The sequence below is a fragment of the Paenibacillus elgii NBRC 100335 genome (assembly GCF_004000865.1).
Lineage (GTDB): Bacteria > Bacillota > Bacilli > Paenibacillales > NBRC-103111 > Paenibacillus_G > Paenibacillus_G elgii.
In genome coordinates, this window is record NZ_BIMB01000062.1 from 13482 (window position 1) to 30985 (window position 17504).

The window sequence follows — 17504 nt, forward strand, 5'->3', positions numbered from 1 at the left end:
ATCTCTCACCTGCTCTTTACTTATTTTATTTTTTTATATTGGTTTCTTGTATTGATAACTTTTTGACCCGCTTCTTTTTTTGTAATTTTGAAATCACCATTCACATCTAACCCGCTGTTCTGAGCATACACCTTCCCCTTTGTCAATTTTCCAGCAAGTATCTCAGTAGAATCTTTCTGCCCTAGTACAAAATCATCATCTTTTCCGACGCCTATCGGTAAAAAAACAACCATGTAAGCATCGTATACGTTATGAATTCTTCCTGCATACGGTTTAAAGTATTTATAAACGTAATCCAATTGCTCTACAGCCGACATTTTCGCCAAGGCACTTGTGCTCGTTCCTAAGCTTGCTGCTGTCGAAGGCATGAACTGGATCAAACCTGTTGCACCGGATTTTCGATTAACGGCAGCCGGGTTTATCCCCCCTGATTCAAAGGCCATAATTGCCATCAGATCATCTGGGTTGATTTGAAGCTTTTTGCAGATATCAAGCACTTTTGTTTTAAATTCAGGGGTTACATGTATGCCGGTCCATTCATAAGAAAATCCTTCGTGCGTTCCTTGATTCGCAGGAGGAGCAGTGGTCCCTTGATTCGTACTAGGAACTTCTTCTTTCTTCGGCTCCTGCTGGGGCAAAGGATACTGTTCCATAAGCTTCTGGGCTTCATTACTGTAATTATCCTTTGCCTTTTTTACCTCCGAGGGCTTGTCACTCATATTCTTCCCATCAACGATTCCTCGATCATTCGCCGCATACCACTTGGCTGTCAAGTCATTTAACCGCTTCGCATTCTCCGGTGATTTTTTACCGATATGATCAATCATAATCAGCTTGTCCCGAATTCCTTGTCCCGCTTCGCCCGCGGCCTTCATCTCTCTCACATTTCCGACTTCGTTGGCCTCCATCCAACGCACCGTCTGCTTCTGCATCTGTTCTTGCGCCCACGTGGGCATCTTTTCCATAGCACGCAGCTTGTCTCGAAACCCTTCGGCAAGCTTCGCTGCCCTTTTCATCCCTTCTTTGTCGCCGCACGCTTCTGCCATGTACCAAGCTTCCTTGTACTTCCTGATCCAGTCCTTAGCCCAGTCGGGATAGGTTAGATTCAACTTCTTTTGCTCCCCCTCCAGATCGGCGGCTTGTGCTTTTCTTCGGGCATTGGCACCCATAAGGGCCTTTAACAACGGTGTCGGACCGAACGTGGGCTCTTTCCATTTCATCGCGCTCTCCCCTAGTCGTTACTTTTAAAACACTCTTACTTCCGACATGCACGTATCCGAATACTTCTCTCCCTTTTCCACTTCGAGAATGGTAAGTTTAATAAACGACGTTTTGATTTTCTTGTTAAAATTCATTTGTACAAAAGAGGCATTCAGAATCTCGGAGCTTCCGTCCGAAAATTCGGCCTTTAGACTCTTAACTCTATTGTTTGCTTTAAACGTTTGCAGCGATTGCGCTAAACCATTGATGAGATCGATACCGGATACTTCTCGAAGTTCTCCGAATTCGAGCGTGACGGTTTCTCCAATCCCGTCCCCCTTTATGCCTTCGCACCAGCCGGTCTTTGTATTCCCGTCCGTGAGTTGATTTGCGTTGTACGATATTTTATTCTCGTCCGGCAGCGTAGAAGAAGCGGTGACTCTTTTAACAGGGATGCTTTTCTTGACGTCCATGAACGGCGTTGACGAGCGAATCCATTGCACAGGGTACACTTCAAACCCAATGCGTTGAAAGGCGTCCTCGAGCTTCGTCTTCTGTTGGTTCTGCAAGTTTAATTGAAAAACATTTCGCTCTTGGTCCGCGTACAGGAGCATTTGGCCATCCGGGGAAATGATCGGAGATACCATGGATTGGCCAAGCGGTTTCCGTTCCTCGCTTTCAATTGTCAATAAGTAGGTGGTATCATGATCGGCCGTATAAATCAGCTTGTCTTCAGCAAACCATTGATGGATTTGGATATCCTTAGAGCCCGCGTTTATTTTCTTGATGATTTTGTTATTTGCGATGTCAAACAGAACAAGATTGCCCTCATCATCGCTAAAGCACAGTTTATTGCCTTCAGGGGAAAATTTCCAGACAGCAACAGAATACATGTCTCGTTTAACTAGCGATAGCTTTGTCTTTTCATTTTCCTTCGGTCGAAATAGATAGATGTCCCCATTCTCCTCAAACAGATATTGGTTGAGATCAGGAGACAGCGCATAATCTTTATGAGGCAATTGAAATTGCAGCTCGGTTTGATGCGAAAGAAAGTTATAGATTTGCGCAGAAATGCTAGGTCTTTGATGCGATAAATTCATTAATAATATTTTCTTTCCATCTTGCGAAATTCCGCCGACAGAAGAAATTCCACCTTGAGTCATATCCTCGTTAGCTTTCTTGAAAAAACTCGTAAAGCCATCGATATAAACGAAGCTTTCTTCGTCAGCTGCTTTTTTTACATAATGTATCATTTCATTATCATTTTCCCCACGGAACAGGAGCCAATCAAATAACTTCTCTTGAGGAGCATTAGCATCTTTAGCTTCCTTTTTCTGCTCCGTTGAAATGCTATCGGCATGAGTTGGTTCCATGTCTGATTTTTTGCTAACATCTCCGTGGTTAAAACATCCCGTTAGCAATAACAAAACCACACCAATAGCAATAATCCTCACCATTCTCACTCCCTCTAAGCAAATTCGCACACAAAGCCCCTATTTTCTATCTGAACGATCTAATATAACTAATCCCACTAAATCTTTAGGTTTGTCATTGAGCGAGCTTTTCACTACCCCGACTGCTTTTAAAAATTGAACGTACTCGTCTTTATGAATAATTAAACAGCCCACAGATGTTGGCTTGCCTGGGGTATCGGTGTTGTATCCCTTATGAACGTTAATCCCGGTAGCCATACCCTCTTTTTTATTTTTCCCATAGGTCGCGGGCACTTTAGCGCCATTTCGAACACGTAAGGCTGGATACTGACCTGCGTGATACCCGCCAATAAATTCATACACACCTTCCTTAGTGGTTGCGACTTCTGCATCATTCTCATCATCAGGCAAGGTACTTGCGTTTACGCTGGTATATTTAATCTCACCATGGATTACTACAATGACAATGGCACCGAATCTTCCGTTTTTATGATGAACTGCCTGTGGCCGGCTGTATGAACCGTCGCCTTCAAAGAAAAATACTAGCGGTGCGCTGCTATTTTTAGCCAGCATTTTTTTGATCTCTCCATGATCCGTATACTCGTTGATCCTATACATTGCCCTTGCTTGATTTCCGCCATAATTCTTTTGCTTGACATAGTCATCAATTTTTGTTTTGGCCACGATATATTTGCCGTTATCACTTACATTCCCCGGAGCAGGTGTAGGCTGTCCTTTCGGAGGTTGCGCAGGACTTCCCGGTGCCGGCTTGGCAGGCGGTGTCCCTCCTTGCGGACTTGGCTTGGCGGCAGGCGGTGAGCCTGCGCTGCTATGCGGGTTCGGCCAGGGCAGAATCCCGTGCGCTACCTGATATGCATAAGCTTCCAGCAGCTCTCTCGTATGGTTCTTGCCTGCTAACCCATACTTGGCAGCAAAATCATTCAGCGCGTCTTTCAAAGCGAAATCCCATTCGTCATTTACATCCAACCGATATTTAAAATCATTCGGGAATTTTTTGGCCAACAGATTCAAATTCTCCCGCGCCGCGCGGTGGCTCACACCGTATTTTGCCCTGATCGCATCGGCACTCTTGGAGATGGCTAGCGTACTGTCCGGCGTCAGCTTGTTTTGAGCGTCCGAATATTGCTGTGTTAATTCCTCCAAGCGATTGGCATCCTTGTACGAATCCGGCGAGCTGTTTCGGATCAGAGCGATCATCTGTACCTTATCTCTGAGGGAGTTTGCCGCTGCATGCCAATAGTCCTGAACCGCTTTATTGCCCGTTTTACTCGCTTCGTACCACTTTTCCGTATACTCGTTCATCTGTGCTTGCGCCCACGGCGGCATCGCGTGAATCTCGTCAACTTTGTCGCGGACATGCTTCGCCTTTTCGGCTGCTTCCTTCATGCCCTTCTCGTCACCGGCCGCCATGGCACGGTAGTAGTCCGCCTTGTATTTGAGAAGGAGCGACTGCGCCCAATCCGGGTAGTTCTTCCCCCCACTCATTTCCTCCTGCAGTGACTTATAGGCCTTGATCTCCTCGTTGGGGATGGAGGCCGTTAAAACGCGGGTTCCTTTAATATGGGTCTCTCCGTCCATCCGGATTTTACTCGCCTTCGATGATACGCTAAGCTCTTTGGCTGCTGTAATCTCAACACGTTTGCCATGCATGACGATATCTTCGCCTGTGGTGAGAAGCATGGTGCCTTTGCTGTACAATTCGGCTCCGGTTCCTTCGTTGAGCTTGATAAAGAGGTGGTTTTCCCTGCTTGCCAGCGCCGTTTCTTTCTTGTCAAACCGCGCTTCCTTCTTCCCCTTGGTCCGAAGCCGCTTCGTATGAGGATCATTGATTTTATCCCCGCCGACGATATGCTTTCTCAAGGCATGACTGACGACTGCATCCTTTTCCTCGCGGGATGGAAAATACAAGCTCACCGTATCTCCAAGTTCGGGCATACAATGCCACCCGATTCCGTTGTCGCTGGTATAGTACGTAGGGTAGGGGAACCAGCAGGACGCATCTTTCTCCTGCGTTTGACCCTCATCTATTTTCAGATCCAAGCGAACCTTTTCGTCCTTCACCTCACTGACTTTCCCTTCCAGCGAAGTACCCGAGAGTTGAGGACAGAAGGTCCGGCTGCGCTTCAGAGCGGCTTCCGGGACAAGCACATAATCGTACTTCAACACCTGGCTCTTTATGCTCGCAGTCACTCGATTGATGACCAGCGCTTTGTTCTTAAACTGTACGACATCCCCGATGTCAAAAATCTGGTCGGACTCCACTTCGTAATACATGAACTCCTGTTCGTCCGCTTTCCCCCAGTCACCGTTCACGATCGCTTTACCGGACTCCGCCGCATGTCTTCCGGTCGTATAGTTCGTTCCGTTTAACTTTCCCTTAACTTCCTCCCGGGAAATGCCGAACCAGAATCGCGGTTCTTCCGAGGTAACATCTGCGACTACATCGGTATAAAAACGGGAAGCCATTCGTTTCAAAAATTGCCAATCCGTTTCCTGATATTGAAGTGTAAATTCATCCAACGTCTTGCTGCCCGCCGTCAAATCGATAAAATCCGAATTGCCGTACTCTCCGATGACCTTGCGAATGAGCTCCGTATAGGTCATGTCACGTTTTTGAAAAGAACGGCTGCGCACCTGCCTGTCCATTTGATAGGAGGACGACAAACCTCGGACAACCATCACATAGTTACCGTTGTTAAAACGTATTTCCATCTCTGTTACGGTGCCTTTGAACAAACAGCAAGGTTCCTGATTATCAACCGTCTCGAACACCTCGATCTGCTCGTCAAACTGAGCCAAATCCGCAAACTTTTTCTGGTGGTCATCCGATACGACAGCTTTAAAGTATACTTCGCCATGACTGCCAACCTTCTTGACCAGCTTAAAATCCAACAGCGCCACAATCTCATAGGGCGCCTTGATCTTCAAACGACGATGCGTCGCTTCAATTACCTGCTGCACCATCGAAGCAACCTCCTCTCCAATAAACAAACGCCTCGCCTATTGACCGTCCTGCTCAACGGTAATTTGCCCCTTCCACATGCATAGATTGGTCGAGCAATTCAGCAGGGCGGGGAATTGATCGATCATCACATCCGATTTCCCGTTCAGCCAAGGCACCGTAATGGCCGGTTTACACGGCATTTTCTTCAATTGCCCCTGGTTGGCGGCTGTTGCGGAGGCAACTTCCGGATTAGCGGTGCTGCTGCACATGCCAAATGCCGGAATGTTGTGTCCCGGCTTGAAGTCGTGTACATTTCCTTGCGGCTTCCCGTTAATGGTGATGTTTCGTCCGGCCGATGCCTTAAAGGTCGCTTTCGCGCTGCCACAACTACACTGAAGGAAGGCGCCTTCTACCACATAGCTGAAGTTCATTTTACATCCCCCTGACGTCTATTTTTTTGAGGGTTATTCCTTTCAGACCGTACCTGAGTATGCTTTCCGCCACATCAAGATCAACGACAATAAAATCCTCCAGACGCTCTGCGATTCTGAATATTTTGTAATGTCCAAGCCGGTTTGGCTCAAGCACAGGCCGTTTTAGCGTATCGCTCCTGTTCCATTCGCTTTCTTCCGACAGGCTATTAACTGTTTCCGGCACAGCGATCCAATACAGGCTCTGCTTCATCGCCTTGACATCGGCAAGAACAACCAGCTTATAGTATACGTTCGGCTGATACCGTTCGAAAATTGCCTTTAAAGCATCCGACACTAGTGGAATCGGCCTTTGGATGAAATCGATATATTCGCCTTTCCCTTGGGTATAAAACTGCAAAATCGTATGCTCCAGTGCGGCGCGGCCTTCTTCGTCCCGCAGCAAACGCTGGTCCACGCTTTTGGCGATCCCGGCCGGTTCCTCGAACTCGGTTATACGTTCATCCTGAGCTAAGATATAATATTCCATGGCAAACTTTACCTAACCTCAACAACAGAGGCTTTCCTCCTATACGGACTCTTCGTTGTATACGACTTCGCTGATGCCTTTGTGTTCCCCCACCCGGACTTCTAAGCCCGGTTCACGGACAATTTCATCGAACTCTTTCAGTCGAATTGCATCAGCCATCGCCTGTTTGACCAATACGACAATTGATTGGTTAAAGGCAGCGGCCGCCTCCAGCTTGATTCGTTCAATATCGGGCTTGTTAATTTTGCCCATGTACTTTTTTCCGAGCTGCTCCAGTTCGTCTTCCAGCGCGTCCAAATATTTAAAGGCCCATTCCGAATCGTACGTTCCTCGGCATGGATATGTATCGAAATACCAGTCCTTGTCGAACGCCTCAACAACATGCTCGTGCTTTCTTTCCAATAGATAAGTGCGCCTCATGGAATAATTGATATACCCGATCTTTGCTTTTTGCCCCGCAGATTGCATTTCTTTAATATTCAGACAAATACGGCGAAAAGACTCAATAAAATCCTTCGCCAGCTCGTCTTTGCGGGAATGGTATTCTTCCTCCGCTTTCTCGATGTACTCCTTCTGCTTTTCCTTGACGTAAGTTTCCCAAAAATGCTTCAAGGCCTCTTGTCTGGTCATATCAAGTACCTTTCCACTTCAAGTTTGGCTCTGCTGCTCTAAAAGCAGCATAGAATGTATGTTCTTTCCATTTTATCATGATCCCGGTTTCCGATTCTGTATGGTTTGACCCATTATTTGAAAAAGCTGCAGTTGATGTAAGATTTTGTGGATGCAAAATGCACCCGAATTCATGGCTAAGTGTTTTCAAGTTTTCGCAAACTTGATCTTCCTAAGGGTTACTGGCTTGGATACCCATAGCGGTTTACATACTTCACTTTCTGTAAAAAAAACGCTTCCACGAATACCTTTTCATCAAAATTGGTTCGGGGGCAATGAGGCTTCGTTTTATCATTTCGCTCATCGAATCGGTTTTGCGCCACGAGGAGAATACGTATTTGTCTGTTTTGAGGGGAATTCCACCGGAGCGCTTATTTCTGTATTATCCTTCACCATACGGTCCCAGTCTTCTCTTGTATGTCCATAAATGCTCTCCTTGATCAACGGCTCAAGCCGATCATCGTATTATACGAATTGACCAACGCCGAGACGCGCTTGTCGAAGTTCTTCAGCGGCACGTTGCTTCCGCCTGTCGTGACTTTCCCTTTCATATCGCTGCTGATCGTCGTGTCCTTGGTCTGCAAAATCTCCATCAGGTCGGTGGCAGACGTCTTCACCCGCTGAATGCTGTCGGTAAACACAGGAACGATCTGCACCCGTTCTTTCTTCAACCTCTCCTGATCCTTCGAAAGCTCCGTAAACTTGTCGATATCTTCCGTCAGCAGCTTGTACAGCTCGGCGTATTGGTTCGCGTCGAAATCCAGCACGTTGTCGTCGGTCACCCCGGCTTTGTCAAACGCCTTCTGGATGTCCTGCGCCCGGTTGACAATGCTCATCGCATGGTAGCGGACCAGTTGATCGCTTTTCTTGAGCTCTTCCAGGTCTTCTTTCTTCCGTTGCTCCGTGATGACGGCAAAATCGGCAAAAAACTTGTCGGCTAAATCCGACACATCATTAAACTGCACAAGCAATTTCTTGTGCAGCTCCTTGCCTTTGGCGAACTCGTCTTCGGTGTACGTTTTGGCCTGATAGTACGTCTGCATCTCGCCCGTCGTTTCCATCAGCTCCTTCAGCTTGGGAGCCAGAGCCTTGACGGACTCGTCGGCAGCTTGGAAGGAAGGCTCCTTCGAGGCGAATGCCAGCGCTTTATCCACATCGTCCTTATGACTTTGCAGAATAGGGAACGTATTTAAGCCGGTAAAATTTTTGCGGACGTGGAGTTCCTCCTCCTCGCCAAACTCCTTGAAATAACCTTCAAACGTCTTATTCAGTCCTTGAGTCAAATAGTTGCTTAAGCCGATGTAAGTATTATATTTTGCCGTATCCCGCATTGAATTCGATTCTTGCTTCGCTTGGCTGGTCTGTTCTTTTACCTTCTCCGCGATTTTGCCGATGGAGCCGCAGCCGCTGAGGGATACGCAGACGGCCACGCCAAGCGACAGGATCGTCAAACGTTTATTCATAATTCGTAAGTTCCTCTCGCAGTCAGTTTCGGCTACTCCACAATCATCCGTCGCGGACCACCGGGCCTTAGATCCGGCCCTCTGCGGTTTCCGCCTTGGACATCGTCCAGAATGCGTCCCAAATATTTGTGAATTTGCCCGTTGTCGTACGGCTTATAGCCCATGCCGAGCCGGGTGCCGATATAATGCAGGATCAGCTCGCGGTCCACGGCTTCCTGGCTCATGCACTGCATCGCAAAAGCGATGTCGTACGGGTTCGTGCTGCCCCGGCTGAGCAGTTGGGTGGCAAAATACCGCATCAACGCAGGGTGAACGCTGCGCTGCCCGACGCCCGCATAGGCCGCGTGGATCATGTTCCACGTATTGAACTCGGTGGCAAAATCCGCGAAGCTCTGGTACTCCGACCGCAGCTTCGCGCCCTCCTTCAGCTTGAACCGCCCAAGCTCCAGCTCGCTGCCGCCGGCGGCCTCCTCGTCCAGGACGAGCTCCGCGTCGTACACCGTATAATCGCTTTGCTCCTCCGCTGCGTGAAAGCGGATTTTGAGCACGGTCTCCTTGCCGGTCGCGGAGTAAGGCACCTGCTGCTCCTCCTCCAGCGTATACAGCCGGCTGCCGTGCTTGACGATCCCGCAGCCGACCACAAGCTGTTCCGCTTCCACTCTTACGTCGGCCCCCGCCACGATGCCGTCCGAGTAGGACTGAAAATACAGGTCCGCGAGCTGCCTCGGGTAGTCCCGCAGGCTCTCCAGCATCTCCCGCTTCAGAATCCGGCCTTTATGAAAATTCGGATATATATTGGAGAACATCCGCTACCTCCTATTTCCAGCCGTCAAAGAAATCAAGCTCCGACAGATCGTTTTCGAATGCAAAAAACCGCTTGCTTCCCAAGTACAGCTGCTCGTCCTCCCGCGCAACCGGCACCACATGGAAGCCCCACTCGTTGTCCTCCGCGAACACGAAAAATTTGACCTCGCCGTTCTGGATGGAATCCGTGTCGTCCTGTGGGATCTTGGCCCCGTACCGTCCGGCGATGTCCTCATAGCGGATCGGCTCGAAGCTTCCCGGCTCGTTGGCATACGCATACTTGTGGCGCACGGCGCCGTCGCTTCCCTTCAAGAAGAGCTCCACCTCCTTGACCTCGAACGGCCGGGAGATGGACCCCTGCACCTGATTCAACCTTTCCTGGCTGCTGATCAAGAGCTTCTCCTGACGGCTGTGGGTGAAGGCGCTGACGGTATAAGGGACGACTGGGGCATGATTCGTAATATAGGCCTCGATCGTGCCCGCCTTTCTCGCGCTGAGATAACGAATCGCTCCCCGCAGACAGGCCAGCTTCAATTCCGGAACGCTGTCGCTTTCCTCGGTTTTTTGCCGGAATTCGATGCTGCGTCCGGGGACGAATTCCTTCAGCGCTTCGCGGAAGCTGTCGATGCGGCAAGATTGGCCGGTCAGCTTGATGATGGAGTATTCCTGCAGCCGTCCGTCCTGATAAAAGTCTTCCAGGAACTTGCGCACGATGTCGTAAATATCTGCTTTGATCAACAGGTTGATCTCGTTAATATTGAACACGACGCGGGGGAATTCGTAGATATCCTTCATGCGGCCGTTCTCGTAGGCGGACAGGCACCAGCGGTCCACCGCCGTAATTTTCAGGTCCTGCTCCTGCCGGTCCCCGGTCTGCGAATCGAACCGGTTGCGCAAAATGCCCGTCTTGCGGAAAAACTCTTTCTTCATGCAGTCGGCAATTTCCCACAAAAAGTAATAATTGCTTTTTACCCGCAGGTATTCTTCCCGCGTCCGGTTTTCGTAATCCTTGAACCGGGTCGGAATGATATGTTCCGCCTCGCGGTAGCGCGCTTCAAAGCGTTCGTAGACCGATTCGACGCCGAATTCGTCCACATGCCGGAACAAGTCTGGGCCGGGAATGCCGATCAGGCTGTCGATATCCGGCACGCTGCCGCCCTTCGTGTAATAGTCGGCAAAGACGATTTTCATGAACTGCAAAATCCGGTATGTAATGTTGTTGCCGCCAAAATTGGTGTCGCCGTTCTCGTAGGCCGTATGAATATCCAGCTTGTAGGAGATGTGTCCGTCCTCGATCCGAAACCGGCACGAAGACAAATCCGTCGTTCCCCCGCCGCAGTCGATGACAAGCGCGTTATACGTCTCGCCGTCCGCAAACGTATTTTTCTCGATCTGATCGGCGATCGTATTGAACAGCACGGCCATCCCTTCGTCCAGCGCGTCGTCCGATTCGATGCGGTAATCCGGCAGCAGCTCCGCGAACATTTCGGCGAATTGCGTCTTCAGCTTCACAGGGCTGGAAATGTGCAGCTTGCGGAAGCGGCACTTGAATTGGTGCTCCGCCGTCTCGATCACGTGAAGCAGATAGGCGCGCAAAATGTCGTTTCTACGGACGACCGCCGTATTCCCTTGTCCGTCCACAATTTCCTCGGGAAGCTTATACCGGTTGACCCAACGCTTGATGCCGTGAAAGACGGTAGCATGGCCGGTATACCCGTTCTTCTTCATAAATTTCATGGCTTCATGGCCAAAATAATATTTCACCTGCTGCGTATCCGAGCAGTCCGCTACGGCGACAATCGTCGGCAGCAGCTCGATCCACTCCTCCCGTTTGCCGCCGGCCACCGGGAATTTCACCAGATTGATGCTGTTCAACCGAAGCGTCCCGTTCAAAAGATCATGGCGGGAGGGATTGGAAATGTAGCTGCTGTCCAAATAGGCGCCCGCCGTTGTGTTGGACGTTCCGAAATCGATGGCCAGCACCGCGTCGGTATCTTCCAGATCCCGGATTTCCAGTTCGGGAATCGGAATCCGCCAGTAGTGCAGATTCGTTGGCGGCAACGGCCTGTTGCGGGCGTAAGTCTGGTATACATATTCCGAATCCTGCTTGCGGAACAGCAGGAAGCTGTAATTTTTGTTCGAGGTGCGGCGAAACGACATTTCATTAGAAGCGGTCAGGCAGTACATGCCCGGGTCCGACCCGTCCTTGACCAGATTCATAATGCCGCACAGCTCCATATGATCGTTGACGAGCAGCACGTTCGATTCGGTGACGGTGCCCGGTGCTTTGACCCGGTATTGGTCCAGCTTATCTACCTTAAGTCCGTCGTACAGCGTCACCTTGGCCGGAATTTGAATGCTGCCGTCATCCGGTAGCGGCGTATTCAAATACCGGGCGATCACCGCCTCCACGCGCTCCCATCCGTGCTCGTCGTAGCTTTGGATCAGCAGGCTTTGCTCCGCGCTGCGGTATTTCAGAATCGTGCGGATGAGCGCTTCGCGGTCGAGCGGTCCCGAGAGCCCCTCGACCAGCTTTTCCTTATGGCAGATGCTCCGCAATTGCAGCGTCGTCATCTCCGACAGCTCGTCCCGCGTGTACTTGACCTTGCTCGTCTCTTCCGTGCCGCCGTTCTTCGGCGAATGCAGCTTATACGTTCTCATGTCTCCGCTCCTTTCGTAGAGGACCAAGTCCAGTGAATAACTGTCCGCTGCGCAAGCGGATCATTCTTCCGATCGCTGCCCCACCCCACAAAGTGAAGTCTATCCATGGAAGCAAATCAGAGTACTTTGTGGGGACCCCCGACCACGGATTCTTGGATTCAATAACCATTTGGCGGGGAGAATCCGGGGACAAAGGCGAACGCTAACGCTTCTCCAGAACGATTCCGCTTACTCCGCTCGTATTCACCGGACATCAAAATTAATACATCGCGATCTGATCCACGCGCATCGTGTCCTCAACGTCCACAATGCCGAAATGATGCTCCCAATACGTCTCCGTATGAAAACGCACGGGCAGAAACAGGTCCTTGATCAGTTCCAGCTTCGCCCGTGTGATCTCATTTTCCCGCTGTCCCACGTAGAACAGCAGTTCGTCCTTTTCCTCGCAGTTCGCGTAAATCGTCGAGTGCTTGAACAATTTCCGCATCGTGTCCTTCAACAGATACACCGCTTCCCCCGTCTCGTACAGCCGCAGCAGATTGCAGGCCACGACTTCCCGCTCCTCCCGGTTCAGCAGCTTCAGCCGGTCCCGAACGCCATCGCCGAACAGCCCCGCTTCCATATCCCGGAGCACGAACCGGATATAAAATTCCCGCTTGTTCATCCCCTGCATAAGGTCGATATCGGTCAAGAAATGCATCGCAAGATCGAACAGCGTGCGCCGGAATTCCGAATCCTCTTGATTGTTAATATCGAACAGATCGCGGAAAATATCGTAAAACCGGTAATACGGATTCACTTCGACCGTACGCTCTTCGACGGTGCGGGCATTCAGCGTTTCGGTGCTCAGCTCCATATAAGGCGAGTATACTTTGGCGGGGGCAAAATAAAGGTCATCCTTCGGCGTGCCCGCGTCCGCAGCCCGAATGACCAGATCCCATACGTAATTCAAGCCCATTCCCCTTCGCAGACGTATTCTGGAAAATACATTTGGATCTCCGAAACGACGAAGCTCATCAAATCCTGCAAAATAAAGCTTCCGCTCCGACGGGCTCTAAAACGGAGCCGCATCCGTTTTTTGTCGTTCTCCACCCGCACGTTGTCGCTGATGAACGGGTTCATCCCATAGGTGACTTCCTTCCCGTCCGCCTCGTCCATAATCTCGACCTGCACCAGCTCGAGATCGTCCGAAGCCTCGAAGGAGCCCGCGATCCGCGCTATCTCGCCCTTCGCCCGGACGACGACCGGATGCTTGCGGGAGAAACGGCCGGTGAAGCTGCTTTTCCGCTTGTTCGAAACGAGCTCGTAAGCCAGCCGGCCGAGCTTCGTCGGTGTCGGCTGCGTAATTTTCAGCACGTTCCAGTTCCCGGATTTGTCCTGCGGGGACACGATGGTCAGTTCCTCCGGCATCCGCTTGATATATCGGATCAGCGCCTCGTCCCCGTCGACCAAATAGCCGTGCTGCGTCCCCGTTTTGCGCAAGGACAGTACATGCTCGAAATTAATCCGGTCGGCGGCAGGTACCGGAAAGCCTACGTTTTTGAGCTCCAGGCGCTCGATGTTCCACATCGGCACCATGTCCAGCTTTTTGTACGCTTCGAATTCCTCAAGGAATATCCGGATCTCAAGCAGCTCCTCCTCCGGACCCGAAGGCTGCTCCCCGCCGGTCCACAGCACGTCGAAAAACTTGCCCGCGTACGGATGATTCACCGTCTTCCACGGCACGTTGTTTTTTTGGAAAATAAAATAGAGCTTTTCCAGCTCGCGGATATACGTCTGGTTTTGCCGCAGACGCACCTGTATGGACCGGGTGCCTCCTGTAGTCACGATTTCTCCCCGGAACGTGCGCTTGCCCCGAAGCAGCTCCTTCAGCCTGGAGTAATCGCATTGTAAAAACAGCGTCATCAGCAGCGCCTCTTCCCCGCGCTGCATTTGCTCCGTCACGCTTCGCAGGTCGCACGTTTTCGGCTCGGTGTCGGCGGCAAGCATCGGGTACAGAAACTCGTGAATCGGATCGATCTCTTCCCGGGCACATAAGGTCACATAGATGTCGTCCCGGTCCTCCTGGTCCTCCACCTCGTTAAACACGCGCTCCTCCAGCTTGCGGTTCAAGTCCTCCTGATACTCCACCAGGTTCAAAAAGACGCCCGTCACAATCTGCTTCAAGAGCTTGCGCTGTTCGAGATCCTCCATTCGGCTCAGCCTGTCCAGCAAGATGTCTTTCATGGGAACTCACTTGCCTCCTCCCTCGGTCTTCTCGGCCTGACCGCCGCTTGCCGCTTTGGCTCCGCCTTGACCGGCAGCCCCTTGGTTTGCCGCACCCGCTTCACCTGCGCCTTGAGCTGCCGGAGCGCGTCCGCCTCCCGCAGCTCCGTCGGCTCCGGCCGGCTGGGGCGGCTGCGGAGGCGGGTTCAGCTTCTCCTGGGCCTTCGTAATTTTCCGCTCGACGCCCAGCACCTTCTCCAGCATGTTGATTTCCTGATAAATCTCCTGCGCCATGGCGTAGGAGGTTACGGCCTGCTCATAAGCCTGCGCCGTATAGCTCTGGTCGCCCTTCTTCTCCAGCTTGTCGGCGTCCAGCTGCTTCTTCTCCTTAAAGACGCCGGCGATCTTCGCGTCCGCTGCCTCCAGCTTCGAGGACAGCTCCTTTTCCCCGCTTGCAAAATCGGCCTGCTGCGCTTCCTTTTTCGCTTTCGCGTAAGTTTCCTTGGCGCCTTCGTAATCCTGCGCTTGCAGCTTCTGATCCCCCTGCTTCATCAGCTCCGTAATTTGCTGGTAAGTGCGGGCTTTGGCAATTTTGCTCTCGATATCCTTCTCATCGTATACGCTTTGCTGCTTCGCTTCCTTCTGTGCCTTCTCGTAGCTGTCGAGCGCCTTGACATAATTTCCGTCTTTGAAGGAGCCATCTCCGTCCACGATGAGCTGCGCCGTCTTTTGCTTTTTGCCGATGAGCCGCATATGGACGACATCGCTCACTTTGATCGCCGCATTGCGCGCTTCGCTGTACTCCTTGACGGCACCCGGATAATCCTTCTCCTGCACCGCCTCGTCGCCGCTTTTTTCACGCTCGAGGATGGCGGCCGCCGCCTCCACTTTGGCCTTGGCGGTCTTGTATGTATAATAATAGGCTCCTCCTCCCAGCAGCAGGAGAGGAATCAGCACCAGGGCGATCCTTTTTATGATTTTCCATTTTTTCTTCGGGTCTTCCTTGAACACTTTGTTGACATAAACGGCCGCAGCCGTGTAATTCGGCACTTGCTTATTCTGCCGGCTGAGCAGTACATCCTCCAGCGTATCGACAAGCTCCGCCGGCTCCTTGACCTCTTCCAGCGCATCCAGCATCTCTGCGCCGTCTACGTTCTCCCAAATCCCCGGCGTACAGAGCAGCAGGACATCGCCTTCGGACAGCACCGTCTTCTTGGAAACGAACGGCTCGAAAGCGCCCGGCTTCCCCATATACCACAGCAGATTGTGCCGTTCCTCGTGCTTGTCCAGCCGGTCCTCGGACAGCTCCCCCGCATCGGCCATCGACCGCGACAAGCTCTGATCCTTGCTTTTCGTATGCAATCTTCCATTGCGAAATTGATACAGCCGGGTGTTCCCGGATACCGCCCACACCATCCGGGTGTAGTCCGTAGCGACCAGCGTCAGACTGACCTTACGCCGGACCCGACGGCTTTCGATCTGCAGCAATTCGTGCGCTTCCCACAAATACCGTTTCAGCTTCCGCCGGGACAGCGTCGGCTTATCTAGAAAACTGCCAAGGACGCTCTTGACCGCCAGTTCGGCGCTTTCTTTCTCCGTATCGGAATCAAGCCCTCGGGCAATCACATAGCAAGCTTTATCGTCCTGCTCCGTAAACGCAAAATAATCCTTGTTGCGGATAAACGTCCCCGCCTCGGATAGAAAGCTCGTTTTGAAATCGCTGTTTTCCTTACGCATCGGGTTCTACCAGCCTTTTTCCAAAATCACGACGGTCGCGTTGTCCTGGTGCGTGAGCTGCTTCCGCTCGATCGCTTCGATGATTTCTTGGGCAGCGTCGTAGGCCGAAATCGGTTTGGACAAAATGTCCTCCAGCTCCACTTCCGTGAGCGTATTGTACACGCCGTCGCTGCACAGGATGACTTTGTCCCTCTTTTGCAGCCGTACGGGCTCCGTGCCGATCTCGATATTTTTGAAGCCTTCGTAGCCCAAATAGTTGACCAGATGGTTCTTCATCGGACTGTCCAGCGCTTCGTCCCGCGTAATTTCCCCGGATACAAAGCGTTCCTCCAGCACCGACTCCAGAATGTGCTTCTGATTGACGTCAATGAAGTCCCCGTTCCGGAAAATTTTGATGAGGCTGTCCCCCACCGCTCCCCAGTGAAGGTTGCCGTCTTCCACCACAACGGCGACCAGTGTCGTTCCTCCCTGCGCCCCTTTCAGGGTATGCATGATTTCCGCATTGCTTGCTACAGCCGCAGTCGTGAAAAATTCGGGAAGCTCCCGAATATGCTCCAGCTTGAGAAACTGTTTGACGAACGTCGTCACGGCAGCCGTGCTCGCCGCCCTGCCTCCCGACAGTCCGCTGATGCCGTCGGCCAGAACGGCGATCGTCCCGTGCGGGCTGACGAAGGTGGAGAAATAGTCGTCCTGCTCCTCGCGCGCCCCGATCGTCTGGCCGTTGCCGATCTCGATCTTCGGAACAGCGTTGTCCTGATGAAGCAGACCTCTCCTGATGCGGAACAAAACCACAAGGGTGCAGGCGCAGGCCCAGACGATAACGTAAGGCAGCCATTCGTGTTGTTCCGGCATGCTCATCATTCCTTACCCGATTGATCTTGGTCCCACTCGAAATGCACTCCGCATAACGGAATGAACAGAAACTTGCTGAGTCCGAGCTGCACGACATCGTACGCGGTTAATTCGACCGGCGTGTACACCGCTTCGTTGTTATGGTAAGCGAGCCCCGACGCATCGCCCGGCAGCAGGAAAAAATTCCGCTTCTTCGGGTCGTACACGACGACCGCGTGATTCCGGCGGGAGATGGTGTTGTCCCCAATGATCCGGATGTGCATATCCTCGGCCCGGCCGATGAAATTTTTCTCCGCCATGATCCGGTAATCCTGACCTTGCTGCGGTCCTTCGATGCAGACAAGCCACCCGGTCACCGGCTCAATGCCTTCGGACTCCCCCAGATAAGGCATCGTCTTTTCGTCCTCCTGGACTCTTGCCGCTTTCTTGCTCTCGGCTTTGGAAGCCGGCTCCACGACCATGCTGCAATAGGGGCATACGCTGCCGTGCTTTCTCGTACTGAACATGTGTCCGTTGGCGCATCTTGTCAAACTCATTGATATCCATTCCCCCGTC

14 protein-coding genes are annotated in these 17504 nt (G+C 51.7%); all 14 read right to left on the bottom strand.

Annotated features, from left to right (window positions below; genetic code table 11):
• Window positions 1-20: 20 nt before the first annotated feature.
• Window positions 21-1220: a transglycosylase SLT domain-containing protein gene (locus PEL01S_RS29840; protein WP_127462821.1), complete on the bottom strand. Its 1200-nt coding sequence runs from the start codon at window positions 1218-1220 to the stop codon at window positions 21-23.
• Between the two features lie 24 nt (window positions 1221-1244).
• Entirely contained in the window at window positions 1245-2657 is a 1413-nt protein-coding gene (locus PEL01S_RS29845) for an NADase-type glycan-binding domain-containing protein (RefSeq protein ID WP_127462822.1), read from the bottom strand.
• Between the two features lie 36 nt (window positions 2658-2693).
• Window positions 2694-5618 (bottom strand): contractile injection system protein, VgrG/Pvc8 family, encoded by a 2925-nt coding sequence (locus PEL01S_RS29850; RefSeq protein WP_127462823.1) that lies wholly within the window; start codon window positions 5616-5618, stop codon window positions 2694-2696.
• 36 nt (window positions 5619-5654) lie between these two features.
• Complete coding sequence (locus PEL01S_RS29855) at window positions 5655-6029, bottom strand: DUF4280 domain-containing protein (RefSeq protein WP_063186524.1); 375 nt, start codon at window positions 6027-6029, stop codon at window positions 5655-5657.
• A 1-nt stretch (window position 6030) separates the two neighbouring features.
• Window positions 6031-6558 carry an imm11 family protein gene (locus PEL01S_RS29860; protein ID WP_127462824.1) on the bottom strand — a complete coding sequence of 176 codons (528 nt, stop codon included), beginning with the start codon at window positions 6556-6558 and terminating at the stop codon, window positions 6031-6033.
• A gap of 39 nt (window positions 6559-6597) precedes the next feature.
• Window positions 6598-7188 (bottom strand): hypothetical protein, encoded by a 591-nt coding sequence (locus PEL01S_RS29865; protein ID WP_127462825.1) that lies wholly within the window; start codon window positions 7186-7188, stop codon window positions 6598-6600.
• A 479-nt stretch (window positions 7189-7667) separates the two neighbouring features.
• On the bottom strand, window positions 7668-8690 hold the full coding sequence (locus PEL01S_RS29870; RefSeq protein WP_127462826.1) for a YiiG family protein: 1023 nt from the start codon (window positions 8688-8690) through the stop codon (window positions 7668-7670).
• A 32-nt stretch (window positions 8691-8722) separates the two neighbouring features.
• The gene (locus tag PEL01S_RS29875; RefSeq protein WP_127462827.1) at window positions 8723-9496 is read right to left on the bottom strand and encodes a DNA and RNA helicase; all 774 of its coding nucleotides are present in this window, start codon (window positions 9494-9496) and stop codon (window positions 8723-8725) included.
• Between the two features lie 10 nt (window positions 9497-9506).
• Window positions 9507-12155, bottom strand: coding sequence for an Hsp70 family protein (locus PEL01S_RS29880; RefSeq protein WP_127462828.1), 2649 nt, complete (start codon window positions 12153-12155; stop codon window positions 9507-9509).
• A 259-nt stretch (window positions 12156-12414) separates the two neighbouring features.
• Window positions 12415-13113 carry an iron-dependent peroxidase gene (locus PEL01S_RS29885; protein WP_127462829.1) on the bottom strand — a complete coding sequence of 233 codons (699 nt, stop codon included), beginning with the start codon at window positions 13111-13113 and terminating at the stop codon, window positions 12415-12417.
• Window positions 13104-14381 (bottom strand): normocyte-binding protein, encoded by a 1278-nt coding sequence (locus PEL01S_RS29890; RefSeq protein WP_127462830.1) that lies wholly within the window; start codon window positions 14379-14381, stop codon window positions 13104-13106. Before PEL01S_RS29890 ends, PEL01S_RS29885 begins: the two co-directional genes overlap by 10 nt.
• 6 nt (window positions 14382-14387) lie before the next feature.
• On the bottom strand, window positions 14388-16097 hold the full coding sequence (locus tag PEL01S_RS29895) for a PP2C family protein-serine/threonine phosphatase (RefSeq protein ID WP_127462831.1): 1710 nt from the start codon (window positions 16095-16097) through the stop codon (window positions 14388-14390).
• A 6-nt stretch (window positions 16098-16103) separates the two neighbouring features.
• The gene (locus PEL01S_RS29900; RefSeq protein ID WP_108531020.1) at window positions 16104-16955 is read right to left on the bottom strand and encodes a PP2C family protein-serine/threonine phosphatase; all 852 of its coding nucleotides are present in this window, start codon (window positions 16953-16955) and stop codon (window positions 16104-16106) included.
• Complete coding sequence (locus PEL01S_RS29905) at window positions 16955-17485, bottom strand: FHA domain-containing protein (protein WP_063186543.1); 531 nt, start codon at window positions 17483-17485, stop codon at window positions 16955-16957. Before PEL01S_RS29905 ends, PEL01S_RS29900 begins: the two co-directional genes overlap by 1 nt.
• Window positions 17486-17504: the final 19 nt, after the last annotated feature.